The organism is Streptomyces sp. NPDC025833 (assembly GCF_055558055.1).
In genome coordinates, this window is record NZ_JBVHNF010000028.1 from 28,242 (window position 1) to 48,359 (window position 20,118).

At 73.1% G+C, this 20,118-nt stretch carries 14 protein-coding genes and 2 pseudogenes; 12 read left to right on the forward strand and 4 right to left on the reverse strand.

What is annotated here, in order from left to right; translation table 11 throughout:
- The first annotated feature begins 51 nt into the window (after nucleotides 1-51).
- Nucleotides 52-3,849, forward strand: a complete 3,798-nt coding sequence (locus ACZ4K2_RS34545) for an nSTAND1 domain-containing NTPase (protein WP_467480236.1) — start codon at nucleotides 52-54, stop codon at nucleotides 3,847-3,849.
- 154 nt (nucleotides 3,850-4,003) lie between these two features.
- Here ACZ4K2_RS34545 and ACZ4K2_RS34550 read toward each other — a convergent pair whose 3' ends face one another.
- Nucleotides 4,004-4,642: a ScbR family autoregulator-binding transcription factor gene (locus ACZ4K2_RS34550; RefSeq protein WP_467480234.1), complete on the reverse strand. Its 639-nt coding sequence runs from the start codon at nucleotides 4,640-4,642 to the stop codon at nucleotides 4,004-4,006.
- 178 nt (nucleotides 4,643-4,820) lie between these two features.
- Here ACZ4K2_RS34550 and ACZ4K2_RS34555 point away from each other — a divergent pair.
- The 8 genes and pseudogenes from ACZ4K2_RS34555 to ACZ4K2_RS34590 all read left to right on the forward strand — a co-directional run.
- Nucleotides 4,821-5,288 (forward strand): annotated as a pseudogene (locus ACZ4K2_RS34555) (AfsA-related hotdog domain-containing protein); the annotation flags it as partial.
- Nucleotides 5,289-5,512: 224 nt separating this feature from the next.
- Entirely contained in the window at nucleotides 5,513-5,830 is a 318-nt protein-coding gene (locus ACZ4K2_RS34560) for an AfsA-related hotdog domain-containing protein (protein ID WP_467480302.1), read from the forward strand.
- A complete protein-coding gene (locus ACZ4K2_RS34565; RefSeq protein WP_467480232.1) occupies nucleotides 5,827-6,756 on the forward strand; it encodes an NAD-dependent epimerase/dehydratase family protein in 930 nt (309 codons plus the stop codon). The genes ACZ4K2_RS34560 and ACZ4K2_RS34565 overlap by 4 nt, the downstream gene beginning before the upstream one ends.
- 186 nt (nucleotides 6,757-6,942) lie before the next feature.
- The gene (locus ACZ4K2_RS34570; protein ID WP_467480230.1) at nucleotides 6,943-7,416 is read left to right on the forward strand and encodes a hypothetical protein; all 474 of its coding nucleotides are present in this window, start codon (nucleotides 6,943-6,945) and stop codon (nucleotides 7,414-7,416) included.
- Nucleotides 7,417-7,472: 56 nt separating this feature from the next.
- A complete protein-coding gene (locus tag ACZ4K2_RS34575; RefSeq protein WP_467480229.1) occupies nucleotides 7,473-7,937 on the forward strand; it encodes a hypothetical protein in 465 nt (154 codons plus the stop codon).
- A 230-nt stretch (nucleotides 7,938-8,167) separates the two neighbouring features.
- Entirely contained in the window at nucleotides 8,168-8,740 is a 573-nt protein-coding gene (locus tag ACZ4K2_RS34580; RefSeq protein ID WP_467480226.1) for a dihydrofolate reductase family protein, read from the forward strand.
- A gap of 58 nt (nucleotides 8,741-8,798) precedes the next feature.
- Nucleotides 8,799-9,095 carry a hypothetical protein gene (locus ACZ4K2_RS34585; protein WP_467480224.1) on the forward strand — a complete coding sequence of 99 codons (297 nt, stop codon included), beginning with the start codon at nucleotides 8,799-8,801 and terminating at the stop codon, nucleotides 9,093-9,095.
- 442 nt (nucleotides 9,096-9,537) lie between these two features.
- Nucleotides 9,538-10,077 (forward strand): transposase family protein, encoded by a 540-nt coding sequence (locus ACZ4K2_RS34590; protein ID WP_467480223.1) that lies wholly within the window; start codon nucleotides 9,538-9,540, stop codon nucleotides 10,075-10,077.
- Nucleotides 10,078-10,124: 47 nt separating this feature from the next.
- Here ACZ4K2_RS34590 and ACZ4K2_RS34595 read toward each other — a convergent pair whose 3' ends face one another.
- Both ACZ4K2_RS34595 and ACZ4K2_RS34600 read right to left on the reverse strand, forming a co-directional pair.
- A complete protein-coding gene (locus ACZ4K2_RS34595; RefSeq protein ID WP_467480221.1) occupies nucleotides 10,125-10,493 on the reverse strand; it encodes a VOC family protein in 369 nt (122 codons plus the stop codon).
- 343 nt (nucleotides 10,494-10,836) lie between these two features.
- Nucleotides 10,837-11,985, reverse strand: a complete 1,149-nt coding sequence (locus ACZ4K2_RS34600) for a hypothetical protein (protein WP_467480219.1) — start codon at nucleotides 11,983-11,985, stop codon at nucleotides 10,837-10,839.
- A gap of 935 nt (nucleotides 11,986-12,920) precedes the next feature.
- Between ACZ4K2_RS34600 and rox the strand changes: the two genes are divergently transcribed.
- Entirely contained in the window at nucleotides 12,921-14,348 is a 1,428-nt protein-coding gene (rox, locus tag ACZ4K2_RS34605) for a rifampin monooxygenase (protein ID WP_467480217.1), read from the forward strand.
- A gap of 100 nt (nucleotides 14,349-14,448) precedes the next feature.
- On the opposite strand, the pseudogene ACZ4K2_RS34610 reads toward rox, so the two are convergent.
- Nucleotides 14,449-14,942 (reverse strand): annotated as a pseudogene (locus ACZ4K2_RS34610) (Tn3 family transposase); the annotation flags it as partial.
- A gap of 93 nt (nucleotides 14,943-15,035) precedes the next feature.
- Here ACZ4K2_RS34610 and ACZ4K2_RS34615 point away from each other — a divergent pair.
- Both ACZ4K2_RS34615 and ACZ4K2_RS34620 read left to right on the forward strand, forming a co-directional pair.
- Nucleotides 15,036-15,527 (forward strand): effector-associated constant component EACC1, encoded by a 492-nt coding sequence (locus tag ACZ4K2_RS34615; protein ID WP_467480215.1) that lies wholly within the window; start codon nucleotides 15,036-15,038, stop codon nucleotides 15,525-15,527.
- Nucleotides 15,528-15,531: 4 nt separating this feature from the next.
- Complete coding sequence (locus ACZ4K2_RS34620; RefSeq protein WP_467480213.1) at nucleotides 15,532-20,088, forward strand: caspase, EACC1-associated type; 4,557 nt, start codon at nucleotides 15,532-15,534, stop codon at nucleotides 20,086-20,088.
- Nucleotides 20,089-20,118: the final 30 nt, after the last annotated feature.

Sequence of the window (20,118 nt, forward strand, 5' to 3'; positions counted from 1 at the left end):
CGGGCGGGGCGCCGGTGGGCGGGGCGCCCGAGGGGAACGGGGGCCGGCCGCATGGGCCGTAGCGAGAATCCGGTCGATCCGGCCGCCGGGCCGGTGCAGCGCCTCGCGTTCGAGCTGCGCAAGCTCCGGCAGGAGGCGGGCGGCCCCACCTATCGTGAACTCGCCCGCCGGGCGCACTACTCGGTGACCGCGCTGTCCCAGGCCGCGGCCGGCGAGCAACTGCCCTCCCTGCACGTGACCCTGGCCTACGCAGGGGCCTGCGGCGGTGACGCCGGGGAGTGGGAGCGGCGCTGGCAGGAGGCGGACCGGCAGGTGCGGGACGCGGCGGCGGCCGCGGACGACGGCGCCGAGCCGCCGTACCAGGGCCTCGCCCGGTTCGAGTCCGGCGACCACGCACGGTTCTTCGGCCGGGACCGGCTCCTGGCCGCCCTGCGGAGCCTGGTGGCGGAGCGCAGGTTCACCGCGCTCTCCGGCCCGTCCGGGAGCGGGAAGTCCTCGCTCCTGCGGGCCGGGCTGATCCCCGCCCTGCGCGCCGCGGGGGAGGTGGCCGCCCTCCGGGTCATCACCCCGGGCGAGCACCCCGTCCGCGACCACGCCCCGGTGCTGGAGCCGGGCCCGGACGGCGACACGCTGATCGTGGTCGACCAGTTCGAGGAGGTCTTCACCCTCTGCCGGGATCCGGGGGAACGCGCGGCCTTCATCGACCTGCTGCTCACCGCCCGCGCGCCGGGGTCCCGGCTGCGGGTCGTCATCGCCGTACGGGCGGACTTCCACGGGCGGTGCGCCGAGCACCGCGGGCTGGCCGACGCGCTCGGCGGGGCCGGTCTGCTGGTCGGACCGATGGACGCGGCCGAGCTGCGGGAGGCCGTCGTCAGGCCGGCCCAGGCGGAGGGCCTCATCGTCGAACGCGCCCTGACCGCGCTCCTCGTCGAGGAGACCGCCGGCGAGCCCGGTGGTCTGCCGCTGCTGTCGCACGTCCTGCGGGAGACCTGGCGCCGCCGCCGCGGCCGGGCGCTGACCATGGAGGCGTACGAGGCCGCCGGGGGCCTGCGCGGCGCGATCGCCCGGACCGCCGAGGACGTCTACGCCGGGCTCTCCGCGGACCACGCCGAGCTGGCCCGGCTGATCCTGCTGCGGCTGATCACCCCCGGCGAGGGCGCCCCGGACACCAGGCGCCCGGTCGACCGCTCGGAACTGGTCTTCACCGGCCCGGCCGCCTGCGCCGACGTCAGCCTGGTGCTGGACCGGCTGGCCCGGGCCCGGCTGATCACCCTGGACCACGACCGCGCCGACCTCGCGCACGAGGCGCTGATCACCGCCTGGCCGCGGCTGCACGGCTGGATCGAGCGGGAACGCGAACAACTGCGCACGCACCGGCGGTTGACCGAGGCCGCCCGCGCCTGGGACGAACTGGGCCGCGATCCCGGCGCGCTGTACCGCGGCACCCGGCTGGCCGCGGCCCTGGAACAGCTCACCGGGTCCTCGCTCACCCCGTTGGAGCGGACGTTCCTCACCGAGAGCGGCACGGCCCGCCGCAGCGAGCACCGCAGGCGCCGTGGCCTGGCCGGGGCCCTCGCCGTACTCGTCGTCCTCGCCCTCGTCGCGGGAGCGGTCGCCTGGCAGCAGCACCGCACCGGCGACCGCCGGCACGTCGAGTCCGAGGCCCGCCGGATCGCGGCGGTCGCGGACAGCATGCGCTTCTCCGACCCGGTCACCGCGATGCGGCTCAGCGTGGCCGCCTGGCGGCTGGCCGACACCACGGAGACCCGCTCGGCGCTGATCGCGGCCGCGGCGCAGCGGGAGGCGGACGTGCTGCAGGTCCCGGGCGCGGACGCGGGCCCCGACGACCAATCCGGCGGCGAGCCGCGGCGGCTCACGGCGGACGGCCGGTACGTGGTGTCCGTCACGCCGGACCGGATCCGGACCTGGGACCTGCGCACCCACCGCCGTACGCACTCCGCGCCGGGCCCGGGGCACCTGATGGACTCCGGCGGCGTCCCCGCGGTGAGCCCGGACGGGCGGACGCTCGCGGTGCCGGCGGACGGTTCGATCAAGCTGTGGGACGTGCGGGCCGCCCGGGTGACGCGCACGCTCGGCGGGGTGGACGCGATGGACGTCTACTTCGGCCCCGGTGGCGACCACCTGTTCGCGGAGGACTGGAGCCGGGGGACCGACAGCACGGTCTCGGTCTGGGACCTGCGCGACGGGCGCCGTCTCATGCGGGTGCGGGAGCACGGCGACGAGACCCTCCAGGCCGGGGCCCTCGGCCCCGACGGGCGGATCCTGGCGCTCTGCACCGACGTGCGGGGCCTGGAGACGTGGGACACCGTGCGCCGGCGCCGGGCCGCGGTGCCCCGGACGCCCACCGCCGACTGCGGCTCCGGCCGGCCGGCCTTCTCCCCGGACGGCCGGACGCTGGCGCTCCCCGCGGACGACGGCGTCCGCAGGTGGGACGTGCGCACCGGGCGGAGGCTGCCGTCCCTGGAGGCGGACGACGTGGACGACCTGCGCTTCAGCCGGGACGGGCGCTTCCTGGTGGGGACCGGGTCCCGGGCGCTGTACCTCTGGCGCCTGTCGCTCCCCGAGGAACCGGTGCTCACCCAGCGGTTGCCGGCGGGGTCGCTCGCCGACCTCGCCCTCGACCACGGGACCGGCGACCTGCGCTACCTCAACGGGTCGGGGACCGTGGTCCGGTCGCTGGCCCTGGGGCGGGCGCTGACGGCCCGGTGGGAGGACGAGCCGACCCACCTGGCACAGCTCTCGGCGGACGGGCGGGTGCTGGCCCGGCTCCGCGGGCGGCCCGGCGCGCTGCGTCTGGAGGTCGTGGACACCGGTACCGGGCGGGTCGTCTTCCGCGCCCCCGGGCGATCCTGCCCCGCTGCCGAGGGCATGGACGACACGGCGTGCGCCGACCTCGTGGCGCTGAGCCCCGACGGCGGGTACGTCGCCTACGGCCAGGGCTGGAGCGAGGACGGTCCCGCCATACGGGCGGGGGTCACCGTCTGGGACGTGCGGACGGGCCGGGTGCGGGCCGGCGGTGCCCGGTCAGGGCGCGCGGTGGCCGACGGCCGGGAGGCCAACGGCCTGGCCCTCGGCGACCACGCCCGCACCCTGGTGGTCTACCGCGCTACGGACCCGGTGTCCGCGGAGGTCTGGGACCTGCGCCGGGACCGACGCGTGCGGTCGGTCCGGGCTCGTCGGAGTACCGGCGGCGCCGGCGCGGTCTTCCGGCCCGTCGGCAGCAGCGGGGCCGTCTTCGGCTCCCTGGGCGAGAGGCTCGCGCTGAGCCCGCGCGGGGACCGGATGGTGACGGACGAGGGAGTGGTCGGTGAACTGGGGGCGGGGGGAGGGCTGGAGTACCGCCTGCTCGGCGACGACATGACCACGGTCGCGGCGTTCGGCCCGGACGGACGGTACGCCGCCGTGGGGGACACCGCCGGCCGTGTCACCCTCTGGGACGGCGCGCTCCGCAGGCGCCTCGGGGTGCTGGACGGCCGCGCCTCCGACGCCGCGGCCGACCGGGTCGGCATGGTCGCCGCGCTGGCCTTCTCCCGTGACGGCGGCACCCTGGCGGTCGGCGGGGCCACCGGCACCGTCCAGATCTGGGACGTCGCCTCCTCGCGGCTGCTCGGGTCCGCGCTGCCGGCCCCCGGCGACCAGCCCCTGGCGCTGGCCTTCGGCCCGGACGCCGAGACCCTCTACGCCGCCGGTGCCAACGTCCCTGTCACCAGGTACGACCTGTCGCCCGGGCACCTGTCCGCCGAGGTCTGCCGACGCACCGGCACGGGTCTGTCCGCCGCCGACTGGCGGACGTACCTGCCGGGCATCCCGTACCGGAGCACCTGCTGACAGCCGTCGCGGCGGGCCGGTCGGTGGCCGGCCCGCCGGTTCGGTACGGGGTGCGGCCGGGGGCCGGAGGGGGAGCGCGGCGTCCTCCGGGTGGGGGCCGTGGCGTGGCCGCCGTCCCGTGGGGGCGCGGTGCGCCCCGCCGTGCGCGGGACGCTCAGCCCTTGTCCCCGGACAGCCCCAGGTCCGGTGAGCCGGCCGGCAGCGCCGACCGCGCGGCCTCCTCGGACGCGATGCCGGGGAGCATCTGCCGCCACCAGACGGTCAGGCGCTCGTGCAGGTCGCGCAGACCGCACTTGACGTGCGAGAGCATCTGGAGGCCGGTGAACGAGCCGACCACGCTCGCGGCCACGTCCTCCGGCACCGTGCCCTCCCGCAGCTCCCCGGCGCCCTGCGCGCGCACCAGTTCACGACTGAAGGTCTGCAGCCACCAGTCGTACATGTCGGAGTCCTTGGCCTGGAACGTGCCGCGCTCCACCGTGAGCCGTATGCTCGCGCGGAACAGGACGTCGGTCCGCAGCCGGTGGGCCAGCAGGTGGGTGAGGTCGATGGCCTGCTGGAGCGGCGAGGGGGACGGGGCGCGGGTCTCCGTGGGCACCTCGGTCTGGGCGGTCATCACCCCCAGCGCGATCTCTTCCTTGGACCGGAAGTGGAAGTACATGGCACCTTTGGTGATGCCGCTGCGGTCCTGGATCTCGTTGATGCTGGCGGCGGCGTAGCCCCGCTCGTCGAAGACCTCGGCCGCACCGACCAGCAGTCTCCTCCTGGTCTCGATCGCTCGTTCCTGTTGCGCCATCGTTCGTCAGTCCTCGTTCCCGGACATGTCAGGTTCATGAAACTGCCCCGGCAGTAGACCCTGAAAACAAAACGTACGTTGGGTATTGTATGACTCAACAGCTGTTCTTGACCATCTGCTCTCCCTGTGGGCGCCAGGTGCCGCCCTCGGGAAGCAGCGTAGACAGGAGCCGTGCGAGATGTCGGTCGATCTTTCCCCACCGTCCACTTTCAGCGGCAGTCCTCCGGTGTACGCCGAACGCCTGCGTCCCCCGTCGTTCGAGCGGTCGGCGCCGCGCGACCTCGTCCACCGGCGCGCCATCGGCGAAGTCCCGCCGACCGATGGGAAGCGCCTGGGCGCGCGCCGCTTCGCGGTGGGTGCCCGGTGGCCCCGCGGACACGGCTTCTACGGGCCGGTCGGTGGCCGCCGGCACGACCCGCTGCCGGCCGCCGAGAGCATTGGCCAAACCTCGTCCCTCCTCAGCCACGTGTGCTACGACCTGCCGCATGACCACCCGACGCTGATGACGGAGCTGAGCATCGACCTCGATCCGGACGCCCTCCGCCTCGACGACCGGCCGTTCGACGTGGGCCACCAGGGCAGCCGGTTCGCGGGGATGACGATGAACGTCGCACTCGCCCGCGGGCCGGTCCGACTGGGCCGCGGCCGCATGACGTTCAACTCCCTGCGGCCCGCCGTCCACCGGCGGCTGCGGGGCGCGCACGCCACGGTGCCCGCCCAACTGCCCGAGCGGCCCGCGCCCCTGTCCCCGCGCGAAGTGGGGCGGGCCGTCGAGGCGGACGTGGTGCTCGGCCGGCCGGTACGGGGGAGCGGCGCGGCCGGCCGGTACGGGGGAGCGGCGCGGCCGGTTCGGGCGAAGAGGTCTGGCCGCTGCGGGCCAACTGGGACCACCCCTCCCTCTTCGACCATCCCACCGACCACGTGCCGGGGATGCTGCTGCTCGAAGCCGCGCGGCAGGCGGCGCACCGCCTCGTCGGCCCGGGCGCGGTACGGGTGGCCGCGATGACCAACCGCTTCCACCGCTACGTGGAGTTCGACGCCCCCGGCCTGGTCCGGGCGCGGCGGTCCCCCTCCGGCGGCGGTGCGCACGAGGTGAGCGTGACCGTCGAGCAGTGCGGCGCCGTCGCCTACGAGTGCGTCCTCACCGTCCACGGCGCCCCCGTCCCGTCGGGCAGTGGTCCCGAGTGAACCCTCCGCGCGTCCTGGTCACCGGAGGGTCCGGGTTCATCGGCGGCACGGTCGTCCCGCTCCTGCGGGCCGCGGACGTGCCGGTGCGCCTCCTGGCGCACCGGCGCCCCGCGCCGCGGGGGAGAGGCGTCGAGGTGGTGGACGCGGACCTGACGGACCCGGCGACCCTGCGCGGCATCTGCCGCGACGTGGACTGCGTACTGCACCTCGCCTCCTACATAGGGAAGGACGAGGAGCGGTGCGTCGCCGTGAACGTCGAGGGCACGCGCCGTCTGGTGGCCGAGGCGCGGCGGGCGGGCGTGGGCCGGTTCGTCCAGCTCAGCACGGCGGCCGTGTACGGCAACGGGCCCTTCCGGAACGTGGCCGAGGGCGCGGTGGAGCCGTCCCCCGTCTCGGCCACCAGCCGCAGCCGCCTGTCCGGCGAGCGGTTCGTGCTCGCCGCGGGCGGCGCGGTCCTGCGTCCGTACCTCGTCTACGGCGAGGGCGACCGCTGGGTGATGCCGGCCCTGCTGCGCGTCCTGGGCGCCCTGCGCTCGGGCCTGCCCGACCAGGGCTCCGCGCGGTTGTCGCTCACCGAGGTCGGCAGCCTCGCCACGAGCCTCGTCCGGATGACGGTGAGCACACCGCCCGGGCAGGCGTCCGGCGTCTTCCACGCCTGCCCGCCGCGGCCGGTCAGCCTGCGCCGGCTGGTCGCGACCGCCCACCGTCACCTGGGCTTCCCGCTCGTGCGGGGCGACCAGCCGTTCGCGCGGGCCCGGGAGGAACTGACCGCGGCCGGGTGCGACGGCCACCTCCTGGACCTGTTCGGGGTCGACCACTGGTTCGACGCGACCCGGCTGCGCTCCGTCGGCGGCTGCGCCCCGGAGGTGGGGCTCTCGGCGGGCCTGGCGGCCCATGCCGCCTGGTACCGCGAGCAGTTGCCCTGACGCCGCGCCCTTCCGCCACGCCCGGCGGCCGGCCCCGCGCGGGCCGCCGGACGTGGCGGAAGGCGGGGAGGAACGTAGGTCACAAGGAACCCCCTTCCCCTTCCGTTAAAAACAATCCGAACGTTAGGCTTCCTGCAAAACAAACCAAACGTTTGACTTATACGCGACTTCAGCCGCACCCACCGGGTGCAGAACACCGGCACCGAGGCCCGCGTGCACCTGGTCATCGACGTCCTCGTCACCCCCGGCCTGGCCGTCCTCTTCCCGGACGACTGGCAGACGTACTTCCGCGACGGCGAGATCCTCTTCAACCGCCAGGAGTGCCCGCAGACCGCCGACGAGCGCCGCCGGGTCGCCACCCGCTTCCCCGTCCCGGCCGGTTTCCACCTTTGGGAGGCCGACACCTCCCTCTCCGCGGACCTGCCCCGGGAGACCGCGACGCTGGCCGCGGACGGCGACCGGATGACCCTGCGCCTGCCCGGCGACCGCGTCTTCGCCCTGGTGCACCTCGGCGAGAACGAGTACCGCCTGGCCGGCTGGAGCGAGGAGCGCACCCTCCAGGTCTTCCCCGACGGACCCGCCCCCAGGGTCGTCCTGCGCACCCGGGAGGGCGGCGAGGTCCGCGAACTCGCCGTGACCGCCGAACACATCGCCGCCTGAGCCACCACCGTGCGGGGCGCGGCACGCCCGCGCCCCGCGCCCGACAGAGGGACACCATGACTGCCTTCCGTGACAGCGGCGCGCCGCCCGGGGCGGACGCCGGAACCCAGCGGCCCGCCGTCGTCGTCATCACCGACCTGGTCGTCGTCGCCAAACACCCGAGCCTGCTGGACGCCGCCGAACGCCGCGGAGTCACCCCGCTGTTCGTGTTCGGCCCCGAGACACCCGCCGACGAGCTGGCCGGGCACCGCCGGGACCCGGGGCACCCGCTCTCCCGCGTCGCCGACGAGGACCTCCGGCACGTCGGGGACACCTCGCTCGACACCCTGCTGCGCGCCGTCGCGCCCTGGCTGAACGACCGCCCGGTGCACGCCGTCCTCGACGTCGGCGAGGTGTTCGTGGAGGCGGCCGGAGCCCTCGCCCAGACCCTCGGGCTGCCCGGCCCCGGCGCCCACGCCGCGCGCGTCTGCCGCAAGGCGTCCAGTGCGCCGCGGCCGGAGGGCACCGCGACGGGTTCGTAGAGGGCGAGGGAGCGGACCGTCCCGGGCCGGCGTGCCGCCGCCTCCAGCGCGACGAGCCCGCCGAGCTCCAGCGGGGGCGGCGTCGCGCGACGTCCGGCGCGCCGTCCGATGACTTTCCGCATCACCTACAGTCATGACTCACGACCGGTGCGCGGGAACGGCGCGCATGCTCGGCACGCGGACCGGCTCACTCTCCTCCCACCAGGTACGAGACGCCCAGGAGCCCCCGTATGCGCACTCTGATCAGCACCGCCTTCGTCTCCCTCGACGGCGTCGTGGAGGCGCCGGGCGGCGAGCCCGGATACCGCAACTCCGGCTGGACCTTCAAGCACACCGAGTTCCTGCCGGAGGCGTTCGAGATCAAGGGCCGGGAGCAGGAGGAAGCCACCGCCATGCTGCTGGGCCGGGTCAGCTACCAGGCGTTCAGCCCGGTGTGGCCCGACATGGCGGACTTCGCCGGCTACAAGGCGATGCCCAAGTACGTCGTCTCCACCACCCTCATCGAGGACGACCTGGTGCCGAACTGGGGCGAGACGACGATCCTGCGCTCGCTCGACGAGGTCGCCGCGCTGAAGGAGACCGAGGGCGGCCCGGTCATCGTCCACGGCAGCGCCGCGCTGAACCACGGCCTCGCCGACGCCGGCCTGATCGACCGCTACCACCTGCTCGTCTTCCCGCTGCTCCTGGGCGCGGGCAAGCGGCTGTTCAGCACCGCGGACGTCGACGCCCGGAAGCTGGAGCTGGTCGAGCACGAGGCGTACGCCAACGGCCTGCAGAAGCAGGTCTTCGACGTGGTCCGCTGACCGGCCGGGAACCCGCCGCGCACGGCCGATGTCAGTGGCGGCTGGGACGCTGGTCCCCATGAACGGTGACGAGCAGCTGCTGCGCGGCCGGGTCTACGGCCGAGACCACGACGATCCCGACCCCGGCCCGCTGCCGCACCGGACGTACGCCGCGCTGGTGGGCGGGCCGCTGGACGGGCTGCTGCTGGACATCACGGACCGGCGGCCGGAAGAGGTGGACGAGGGCGCGGCCCTGCCCACCGAGCTGGGCCAGTTCCCCGGCGGCCGGTCGCTGTACGACCCGCGCCCCGGCGAACCGCGGACGCCCGGACCGGGCGTGGTCTGCCGCTTCCACTACTCGGGGGACACCCCCTGACGGCCGCGCGGACGGGTCCGGCACCATCGGAGGGCCCGTAACGCCGGTGCCGCGGCCCACTCCGTCACGGGCAGCCACTCGGTGAGCGGGCCGACGGTGCCCCCATCGGGCCGGTCTTCCCCGTCCGCTCTACCCCGTCCGCGGAAAAAGGGTTGACCGCGGCCCTCCGTCGCAGGGGGCGGTGCCGACGGGGATGACGTCGACCGCGGGCGCTCAGCCGGCTGTTGAGAGGCGAGCTGAGGGGCCCTGGCCGGGCCCGGCTGGAACTGGTCGAGTTACTGCCGGAGCGCCGTGGGCGGGACGAGCCGGTCACCGCGGCAGTGGCGCAGCCAGTACGGGCCGGGCGGCTCCGTAGCGGTCAGCGCGGGCAAGGCGAGGTGGTGCGGTCGGCCGAGGCACAGGGAGTGGCGGTGCGCGCCCCACTGCTCGCTGGTGCCGGGCCATGAAGAAGGTCGCCAGGCGAGGTGGCGAGGTCGTCCTGATCGACGGCACCCCCATCCCCACCCAGCGCCACACCGGCCGCGCGAACCGCCCGAACCACTCCGGCAAGCATCGCCGCCACGGCTTGCACGTGATTGCGATTGCCCTGACCGATGAGCGGGGCCGCCTGATGTGGATATCGGCCGCCCGGCCCGGCCGCACCCACGACATCACCGCCGCCCGCCGCGACCACATCCTGGCCCACCTGCGCGCTGCCGGCCTCGGCGCCCTGGCCGACCTGGGCTTCATCGGCCTGGCCGACGACGGGGACGATCCCGTCGTCGTCACCGGCTTCAAGGCCACCCGCGCCCGCAAGCTCACGCCCGCCGGGAAGGAGGCCAACCGAGTGCTCGCCGCCGGACGCGCCCCCGTCGAACGCGGCTTCGCCCACCTGAAGAACTGGCGGATCCTCACCGAACTCCGCACCGACCCTGCCCGCGCCACCCCCCTGCTTCGCGCGTTGCTCGTCCTGGCGAACATCGAGGCCACTACCGGCAAATGATCTCTACCGCAGGCAACCCACGGCCAGCACAAGCACCCGGAACAGCGTCACCGAGCCGGGATCGGCTGGGTGAGGTTCACCGGATTGCCGTCGGGGTCAAGAATGTGGGCGACGCGCTGTCCCCACGGCATGTCGTTGGGGCCGCCGCGGACCGATCCGCCCAGCGCCGTTACCCGGCCGAGCATCTCATCGACATCGTCGACACCGATGCTGAGCAAGATCCGCGACGCCTCCCGGTCCCCCGGGTTCGCCTTGGCCACCAGCCCGAGGTCGGTGTCGCCGATGCGCAAGCCGAGGTAGAAGACCGGGCCTTCCTCCGGCACCCGGAAGATCTCCTCGGCGCCGAACAATTGCGTATAGAAGCCGAGCAGGACGTCGTGGTCGGCAGTCAAGATCACTGGCTGGATGGTGGACATGGCACTCCAGTCGAGAACGATCGTGTCGCTGGGTAGACCGCTCGAGGACGGTGAACTCATCGGCGAAACCGCCCTGCCAGACGATCTGTACCCCGGACTGCCGCCCACGACCGGCACGAGCACCCCGAAACGGAGTCACGCCACCCCGTTGACCAGACACTTCAAGATGGCGGAGCTTCATTGATGAGGGCGATGCAGCGGTTCGCTCCGGGGCCGTCTGAGCGCCAGCCGATGCAATGGAGGTTCCGGCAGTGCGCTGACCTGCGCCGGTGCACCCTCGCTGTCACGAACCGCGCAGTTGTCGATGATACGGACATGTCAGTGCCCGGCGACGTGGACGTTGTCAGTAGGCAGCGGTAGGGGTCTCGCCCTTCAGTGCCTGCTGGGCACGGGTGGCAACCGTGTGGGTGAGGTTGCTGAGCGTGTCGAGATCGACGCTGGTCCCGTGCTCGTTCCGGGCATAAACGTTGAACATGACGGTCCCGCAGTGGACGACGCTCCGTGCCTCCCCGTTGTCCACGCCAGTGAGGACGCCGGAATAGACCACGCTGAAGAAGGCCGAATCCTCGCAGTAGGAGGGCAGCGCTTCTTCCGTCACGCCGCTGGGCGGGTTGCCGGCCTCCTCTGCCTTCTGGCCGAGGTATCCCTGCACGCCGGCGTCGTAGCTGGAGTACGTCACGACCTCGATGTGCACCTTGTCGAAACCGGCCTCGGGTCCCGCGTTGTACCACGCTGTCAGGTCCAGCAGCGAGTGCTTGCAGATGTCGCGGAGCGTCCCGTCCTTCTCGACGCCCACACGGCTATGGGGGCATGTTCCCTTCTGCGGTGAGCCGCTGGCGAAAGTCCAGCCGTCCGGCAGACTTTCCGGACCGGGGAGGATCCGCTCCGCCAGGGCCGCGTCGCTCACTACCGGGACGGACGCGCCACCGGACGGCGCCGATGGGGCGGAGGACGCCGTGCGGGGACTTCGCGGAGAAGTACCGCGGGACACCACCCCCGGAGAGTCGTCGCCGGCAATCACCTGCGCCCCGCCATATGCGGCCAGGGCCAGCAGCGCAAGCAGCAGCGCCCCGGCCGCGGTGAGAGATACGCGAGCGCTCCGGGTGTTGTTGATCGTCAGCGGGCCCAGTGAGATCTGGCTCCGCCGCACCTTGGCGCCGGCGCCGATGACGATGCTGTCCTCATACGAGTGGCTGATCATGTAGGCGGGGGGAGCGGCCCGAGGCGACCCGGCCAATGCTGCGGCCACACGGTCTTGGAAGTCGGGGTCGGCTTCGATGGCCTCGCGGATCGCTTCCTGGAGTCCTTGTGTTGCATCTGGATCCGCCGGGGCAGCGCTCACCCTGGCCAGAGCGGCCCGGCCTTCCTCCGAAGTGCCCAACCGTGCCCGTACCACGTCTCCCAACGCCCGGCCTGCCTCGGTGCCTGCCCCTGTCGCCATGGCGGTCAGTACCTGTACAGCCGATAACGCCATGCCCCCTGCTGCGTCCATGCGTCCCCCTGCGTGTCCGGGCATTGAGAGAACCACAGCAGCCGCCAGCCGCGCCAGATGCCTCGGGCAGCCGCGTCGGCCACGCGTAGGTCACCGCCGTTCTCACCGGCGACGTCCACTACGACCTTCGTCTCCCCGACTCCGACGAGGCGCCTACCTACTACTGGCACCCCTGGTGTCGGAACCACTGACATCTTGATGTCGCCCGACGGCAGTGGTCCGACTTCGATGGCGATCGGTCCAGGTTCGCTGTCACCGGTCAGCCGTCCCAGCGTCTTCAACCTGCCCGACGACACGGAGATTGTGAGTCTCACACCCCGTTTCCCCAGCTGGACGGGGTGAGCTGAGAGGCTCTGAGATGCCTACTCGCAGCCGCGCCTCCGTCGTCCTCTGACAGGCGATCTTGACCGTTTGCAACACCTGTGCGTCTGCGTCACGTTGTCGCATGCGAGCACCGCTGGTTCGCGGAGCGCACCGCATTTGTGTCCAGATCCGCAGAGATTCGGCCAGAGAGAGGGAAGTTGACCCTGCAAAAAAGCGGACCTTTTACATCGCCGCCTTCGGCGACCACACCGTGGCTGTCGACCGCGCGTCGCGGGCCCCGATGCAGGAGGGTTTTGTCCGGTCACAACGGACGGAAAAGACCAAAGGCAAGGAGGTTACCCACTCCTTGCCACCCTCAACTTATAGCGCACGGGGGGCCTTGCGGCAAGGCCCGGGTCGTGGCGCAGAATCGTCGGCCGAGGCCAGAACTTGGGGAAATCAGGGACTCGCGAAATGCGTGCGCCTTTATGGCTGTGGGTTCTGCGGGATGGGAAACCGCCGGTGGGACTCGCGGTGTGGTTGCGGGCACGCGACGCGGAGGTCCGGGTGTGCGCACCGCCGGACTACGTAGAGCAGCTGGCCGAAATGCAACTTTTTTGAATGGGGGGTTCATGATTGATGTGATCGTTGCCGGCGGCGGACCGACCGGCTTGATGCTGGCCAGCGAGTTGCGGCTGCACGGCGTGTACGCGCTCGTGCTGGAGAAGGACGCGGAGCCGACCAGGATCGTCCGCTCGCTCGGGCTGCACGCGCGCAGCGTTGAGGTGATGGACCAGCGCGGTCTGCTGGAGCGGTTCCTCGCGCTCGGCAGGCAGCACCCGGTCGGTGGTTTCTTCGCCGCCATTGACAAGCCAGCGCCGGACCAGATGGACACCGCACATCCGTACACTCTCGGCATCCCGCAGACCGACACCGATCGTCTGCTTGCCGAGCACGCCACCGAACTCGGCGTCGAGATCCGGCGCGGCTGCGAACTCGTCGGGCTGAGCCAGGACGAACACGGGGTGACCGCAGAACTTGCCAACGGCACGCGGCTGCGCTCGCGCTACCTCGTCGGTTGTGACGGTGGCCGCAGTACGGTGCGCAAGCTGCTCGGCGTCGGCTTCCCCGGCGAGCCCTCCAGGGTCGAGACGCTGCTGGGCGAGGTGGAGGTGACCGCACCGCCGGACACGCTGAAGGCCGTGATGGCTGAAGTCCGCAAGAACCACAAGCGGTTCGGCGCCATGCCCCTCGGGGACGGGGTGTACCGCCTCGTCGCGCCCGCCGAAGGGGTGAGCGAGGACCGTACGGTCCCGCCGACCCTGGACGAGCTGAAGCGGCAGGTGCGGAAGCTCGCCGGCACCGACTTCGGCGTGCACTCACCACGATGGCTCTCCCGCTTCGGCGACGCCACCCGGCTGGCCGAGCGCTACCGGACCGGCCGGGTGCTGCTGGCCGGCGACGCGGCGCACATCCACCCGCCGACCGGCGGGCAGGGGCTCAACCTCGGCATCCAGGACGCGTTCAACCTCGGCTGGAAGCTGGCCGCCGAAGTCAACGGCTGGGCACCGGAGGGACTGCTGGACAGCTACCACACCGAACGGCACCCGGTGGCCGCCGATGTGCTGGACAACACCCGCGCGCAGATGGAGCTGATGTCCGTCGAGCCGGGTCCCCAAGCAGTGCGCCGGCTGGTGTCGGAACTGATGGACTTCGAGGAGGTGAACCGGTACCTGATGGAGAAGATCACGGCGATCGGGGTCCGCTACGACTTCGGCGAGGGGCATGAACTGCTCGGCCGACGGCTGCGGGACGTGGGGCTGAAGCGGGGTCGCCTCTACGAGCTGATGCACGGCGGCCGCGGGCTGCTGCTCGACCAGACCGGCCGCCTCTCGGTGGCAGGCTGGGCAGATCGAGTCGACTACGTCGCCGACATCAGCGAGGAACTGGACGCGCCCGCGGTGCTGCTGCGGCCGGACGGCCACGTGGCGTGGGCTGGTGACGATCAGCAGCATCTGCTCGACCGGCTTCCCCAGTGGTTCGGCGCCGCGGTCAGCTGAGCGCGCATCCGGGGCACGAGAGCCCACCGGGCCTGAGGCCGGTCACTCGTCCCCGGCGGCATCCGGGTTGCGCAGAGGCCGCATTCCGCCGGGTAGTTCCGGCGTTGAGGACCAGGCCCAGGGCGCCGATCTGGTCCTCCACGCCGTCCTGGTGCCGCTGGTCGAGCTGCCCGGAGCCGCCGTGGAAGATCTTCCGCGCGAGTGCGTGGCGGCCCTCCTGGAGGTTGGCCGGGCTCTTGATCTGCCCGCGGCGGCCGGGCTCGTCGGCCAGGCGCAGGATGTGCAGGGTCTTGGCGATCCGTCCATAGTGGGCGATCGCGTCGCCGAGCGGGGTGGGTCGGCCGTCGCGGGACAGCATCCGGATCACGTCGTAGGCGCGCATGGCGCCGGTGTGGACGGATCCGATGATCCGCAGGATGTCCTCCCAGTGGCGTTCGATCCTGGCGAGGTCACCCGGCCGCGGGCGGCGTCCTGGAAGGCGCCGTAGTCGGCGGTGCGGTCGATGTGCCACATCTTCTGGTCCGGCGGGTCAGCGAGCTGCGGTGCGTACGCGAATCCGGCCAGGGGGAGCAGTCCGAAGACGATGTCGCTGTACCGCCGGCACTTGGCCGAACCCGGGCCTTACCGAACGGAGTCGCCGTTGGTACCGTCGGCTGGCTCAGCAGCCGCTCCCGTGACGGAGGCCAAGTGGAAGTCACTCTGTCCTCGACCGGCCCGGACGGCGGGAAGGCCGCGGCCACCGGCGAGCTGCACCGGTGGTTGCAGCGCCAGCCGGAGCTGCGCGGCCGCCTCGTCCGGCAGCCGGCAGCCGCGCCGCAGCCCGGGACCATGGGCGCGTCCGGAGAACTGCTGACCCTGCTGCTGGCACCCGGCGGCCTCACCGCCGCCCTGGGAGCGGCCGTCGTGGCCTGGCTCCAGAACCGGCGCGGCGACCAGACCGTCACCATCACCCTGCCCGACCAGACCCAGATCACCGTCTCCGCCACCAAGGTGCGCGGGCTGACCGCCCAGGCCACCGGTGACCTGGCCCGGAGCATCGCGGCGACGGTCGAGGCGTCCGGGCGGACACCGGACGGCGCGAGCGGGCGGAACACGCCCCGGGACGCCACCGTGGTCCGGGACACCGCCGAGGTCCGGGACGCGGTCGGACCGGCCGGGAACAGCGGGGAACGGGCCTGAGACCATGGCGGCGGACGGGGGAGACGCCCGCGACCTGGCGGGCAGCGACTGCCGGGCCCTGCTGGTCGGCACCGGCCGGCACACCGAGGGGGCACTGCTCGCCGGCCTGCCGAGCGCCGTACGGACAGCCCGGGCACTGGCGGACACGCTCACATCGGCCTGCGGGATGCCCGCCGGCCACGTACGGCTGGTGACCGATCCGGGATCGTCCGCCGACATCCTCGGCCCGCTGGAGGAGGCCATCGGCGAGGCCCAGGGCGGAGCGCTCGTCTTCTGCTTCGTCGGCCACGGGCTCCTGGGCCCGGGCGGGAGGCTGTATCTGGCCACGTCCGCGACCCCCTCCCACGACAACACCGTCCACGCCGTCCCGTACGCCGAGATCGAGAACCGGCTCGCCGACGCACCGGTGCGCCCGGTGGTGATCCTCGACTGCTGCTTCTCGGGCCTCGCGGAGGCCGCGGGCGGCGGACAGCGCGAGGACCCCTATCTCTCCGTACGGCCGCACGGCAGCTTCCTGCTGGCCTCGGCCACCCACTACGCGGCCTCCTTCGCCCCCGAGGGCGAGCGGTACACCCTCTTCGGCGGGGAACTGCTGCGACTGCTCCGGGAAGGCGAGCCCGGCGGACCGCGCTGGCTCACCCTGGCCGACGTCCACCGCCACCTCGACCGCCGCTTCGAGGACTCGCCCGCCCGGCCGCACGCCGGCAGCGTCGGACGGCTCGGCGACCTGGTCCTGGCCGCCAACCCGCGCTACACCCTGCCCGCCGCCCCGGAGGCGGGACCGGCACCGGGGGCCGGTGACGGACCCTGCCCGTACCCCGGGATGCGGCCGTTCCCGCCGGAGCAGCGCCACCTGTTCTTCGGCCGGGAGGAACTGACCCGGCGGCTGCTGGAACGGGTCACCGCGGAGGACCACGGCGGCCCCGTCGTCCTCGTCGGGCCCTCGGGCGTGGGCAAATCGTCGCTGCTGCGGGCCGGTCTCGGCGCCGCGCTCGACAGCACGGACCTGAAGCCGGTGCTCATGGTCCCCGCCCCCGGAGCGCTGCCCTTCCGGACGCTCACGGCGGCCTGGGCGCGAGCCGTCGGTCGGCCCTCCGGCGAGGTGGAACGCGACCTGGGCGCCGGACGGTTCACCGCACCGGCCGGCCGCCGCACGGCGCCGCGCGTCCTGATGATCGACCAGCTGGAGGAGATCTTCACCCACTGCCGGGACAGCGAGGAACGCCGGTTGTTCGTCCGCGCCCTCGAGGGCCCGGCGGACGGCACGGGCCCGCGGGTGGTCCTGGGACTGCGGGCCGACTACCTCGGCCAGTGCCTGCGCGATCCCCGGCTGGCCGGGATCGTCGGCGTCGGCCAGTTCCCCGTACCGGTGATGAACGACGACGAGCTGCGGGCCGCCGTCGAGCAGCCCGCCCGGAGCGCGGGACTGCGCTGGGAGGACGGCCTGCCGGAGCTGCTGCTGCGGGAGCTGCGGCAGGAGCGGGTGGGCACCGGCGACGCAATCGCCCTGCCGTTCCTCGCCCACGCTCTCCAGGAGACCTGGCACCGGCGGCGCGGCGCCGAGCTGACCTTCGCCGGCTACCAGGCGTCCGGCGGCATCCGCACCTCCGTGGCACGGACCGCCGAGGACATCCACGACGCGCTCGACGCCGACGGCCGCGAGCGATTACGCGCCCTCCTGCTGCGGATGGTGCACCTGGTCGACGCCGAGGGCCGGGCGGTACGGCGCCGGGTCCCCCTGGAGGACCTGGACGGCGCCGGTGACCTGCTCGGCCGGCTGGCCGACGCCCGACTCGTCGTCGTGGACGACGGAGTGGCCCAGCTCTGCCACGACTCCCTCCTGCACGGCTGGCCGCGGCTGCGCGGCTGGATCAACGCCGACCTCGACGCCCTGCTGGTGCGCCGCCGGCTCGCCCAGGCCGCCGACGCCTGGGCCGAGACCGGCCGGCCGGTGAGCGGGCTGTACGCGGGCAGCCACCTCGCCGGCGCGCGGGCGGTACTGGCGGACGACGGGGCCGCGCTCGGACTGCGCCCGGTGGAGCGGGACTTCATCGCGGCCGGCGAGCACGCCGAGCGCCGCCGCAAGAAGCTGTACCGGACCTTCGTCGCCGTCGTCGTCACGCTGGCCCTGCTGGCGACGACCCTGGCCGTGCTCGCTCGCCGCGCCCAGGGCGACGCCGAGGCGCGGGAGACCCGGCTGATCGCCGAACAACTCGCGCGGCAGGCCGACGGAATGCGGAAACAGGACCCTCAGACGGCGCTGCGGCTGAGCCTGGCTGCCTACCGCACCGCGCGGACCCCGGTCACCAGGTCCGCGCTCTACTCCTCGTACATCTCGACCGTGCCCGTCGACCTCAGGAACGGTGTCGAGCAGCCCGTGCTCAACATCGCCTACCGCTCCGACGGCGACGTCCTGGCCACCAGCCAGCGCGGCGGGCGGGTCCAGCTGTGGGACATCACACGCCCCACCGTTCCCCGCGAGGGCGCCGGTCTCAAGCCGGGTGACGCCGCCGTCCTCGCCTTCCAGCCGCGCACCCACCTCCTCGCCGTCCAGACACGCGACCGCCTCCTGGTGTGGGACACCACCGACCCCCGCCACCCACGAAAGAGGGCCGAGCGCCGCACCGGCAAGGGGACGACGTACTCCCTCGCCTTCAGCCCCGACGGCAGGACCCTGGCGAGCGGCTCCGACGAGGGGCTGCTGCGGCTGTGGGACATGACCGACGCCGACCGGCCCCGGCTGCGCCACGAGAAGTCCGTCGCCGGGAACGTCGAACTCATCTCGGTGGCGTTCACCCGCGACGGGCGGCACCTGCTCATCGGCAACGGCAGTCCGGAAAGCGGGGCCTCGTCACACGCCGTGGTCAGACTGTGGGACGTCGGCGATCCGGCCCGTCCGGTGCTGCGCGACACAGCCGGGGCCGACACCGTCATGGCCGTCGCCGCGCACCCGCGCCGGGACCTGGCCGTGGCCGCGGGCGCGGGCGGCAGGATCGTCTGGTGGCGGGTCGAGGACGGGCGACGGCTGCGCCGGATCGCACCGGAGAAGCCGTACCAGGGCGCATGGGACGTGCTCGGCTCGGACGACGGCATTCCCTCACTCGCCTTCCGCAAGGACGGCGAGGTCCTCGCCGGTGCCGACAACGACGACTTCCACCCGAAGATGCTGCTGCGCAAGGTGGGGGCGGAGTCCTCGCTCTACTACGACAGCTTCGGGGAGGACGGCGAGCGGCCCGCGGGCGAGCCCGTCCAGTCCGTCGCGTACAGTCCCGACGGCAGGTACTTCGCGGCGGGGGACATGGGCGGCTCGGTGCGCATGTGGCCGGAGCGCCCCCCGGCGCCGGCGTTCCCCGGCCGGCCCTCGGACACCGATCCCGGTACCAAGGCGGTCAGTCCCGACGGCCGTTACTTCCTCGGGCAGGAGGACGAGGAGGACTACACCCACACGAACCGGGTGTGGGACGTCGGCGCGGCCACCCGGCCCCGTCCGGTCTTCACGGTGCCCAAGCCGTGGCAGGCACGGTACTTCCTGCCCGGCAGGAAGAAGCCCCCGGTACTGGTGGGCCACTCGTACGAGGACGGCACCAGGAGTCACGTCTTCCGTTTCTGGGGCTTCGACGGCGCCGGAGGCCGCCCCCGGCACGGCAGGGACATCCCGCTCACGGCGGACGAGGTGGTGACGGCCGTGAGCACCGACGGCACGCTGTTCGCCATCGGCCTGGAGGGCACCCGCCGCCTCGAGGTGTGGGACCTGAGCGACGTGCGCGAGCCGGTCAGGCGCTCTGTGATCGACGCCCCGACCGACAGGGGCCGCGGCCAGCCGTGGTTCCTCGGCGACCGGACCCTCGTCACGATGGAGGACAAAGGGACTTCCCAGGACCTGCGCCTGTGGGACCTCGCGGATCCCCGCAACCCGCGCAAGGGGGCCACGGTGCCGGACGGCGCCACCGGAGGCGGACTGGCCTACCTGCGCGAGTCGCACACACTGGTCGTGGAGAGCACCGGGGAGACCCTGCGGCTGTGGGACACGAGCGACCCGGTCCGGCCCCGGAAAGGGGGTACGCTGCGCGGCACCTCACACGGGTACTACCCGGTCACCGGGGGCCGGCTGGCGACCATACTGCGTGACGGATCGGTTCGCTTCTGGGACATCGGCGACATCCGCCACCCGAAGCGCCAGGAGACCCTCCGGCTGGACCGCACCGTGGACTCCATCACGGTGACCCCGGACGGACAGCAGGTCGTGACCGGCATGAGCGGCGGCAGCCAGTGGGCCGACACCCCCGCGGAGTACCGCATCTGGGACACCGGCCCGGACGGACGGTGGCGCAGCCCCGCCCAGACCAGCCTGGCGGGCGTGTCCGACATGCAGGTCCTCCCGGGCAACAGGTCCCGGATGGCGGTCGTGGCCAAAGTCGACGGCGAGGAGCGGACGTTCCTGCTCGGCCTCAGGAGCGACCGCGTCTACGAGGAACTGTGCCGCACCCATCCGCTGAGCGTCCCCGAGAGCCAGTGGAACACCCTGTTCCCGCAGCTGGCGTACCGCACCTCCTGCGGCTGAGGAGCGGGCACCTCCTGCGGCTGAGCCACG

Excerpts from the sequence above, each read along its gene's own strand:
- ACZ4K2_RS34545 (WP_467480236.1), top strand. The coding sequence starts at position 52 with ATGGGCCGTAGCGAGAATCCGGTCGATCCGGCCGCCGGGCCGGTGCAG.
- ACZ4K2_RS34550 (WP_467480234.1), bottom strand. The coding sequence starts at position 4,642 with ATGGCGCAACAGGAACGAGCGATCGAGACCAGGAGGAGACTGCTGGTC.
- ACZ4K2_RS34575 (WP_467480229.1), top strand. The coding sequence starts at position 7,473 with ATGACTGCCTTCCGTGACAGCGGCGCGCCGCCCGGGGCGGACGCCGGA.
- ACZ4K2_RS34580 (WP_467480226.1), top strand. The coding sequence starts at position 8,168 with ATGCGCACTCTGATCAGCACCGCCTTCGTCTCCCTCGACGGCGTCGTG.
- ACZ4K2_RS34585 (WP_467480224.1), top strand. The coding sequence starts at position 8,799 with ATGAACGGTGACGAGCAGCTGCTGCGCGGCCGGGTCTACGGCCGAGAC.
- ACZ4K2_RS34590 (WP_467480223.1), top strand. The coding sequence starts at position 9,538 with ATGAAGAAGGTCGCCAGGCGAGGTGGCGAGGTCGTCCTGATCGACGGC.
- ACZ4K2_RS34595 (WP_467480221.1), bottom strand. The coding sequence starts at position 10,493 with ATGTCCACCATCCAGCCAGTGATCTTGACTGCCGACCACGACGTCCTG.
- ACZ4K2_RS34600 (WP_467480219.1), bottom strand. The coding sequence starts at position 11,985 with ATGGACGCAGCAGGGGGCATGGCGTTATCGGCTGTACAGGTACTGACC.
- rox (WP_467480217.1), top strand. The coding sequence starts at position 12,921 with ATGATTGATGTGATCGTTGCCGGCGGCGGACCGACCGGCTTGATGCTG.
- ACZ4K2_RS34620 (WP_467480213.1), top strand. The coding sequence starts at position 15,532 with ATGGCGGCGGACGGGGGAGACGCCCGCGACCTGGCGGGCAGCGACTGC.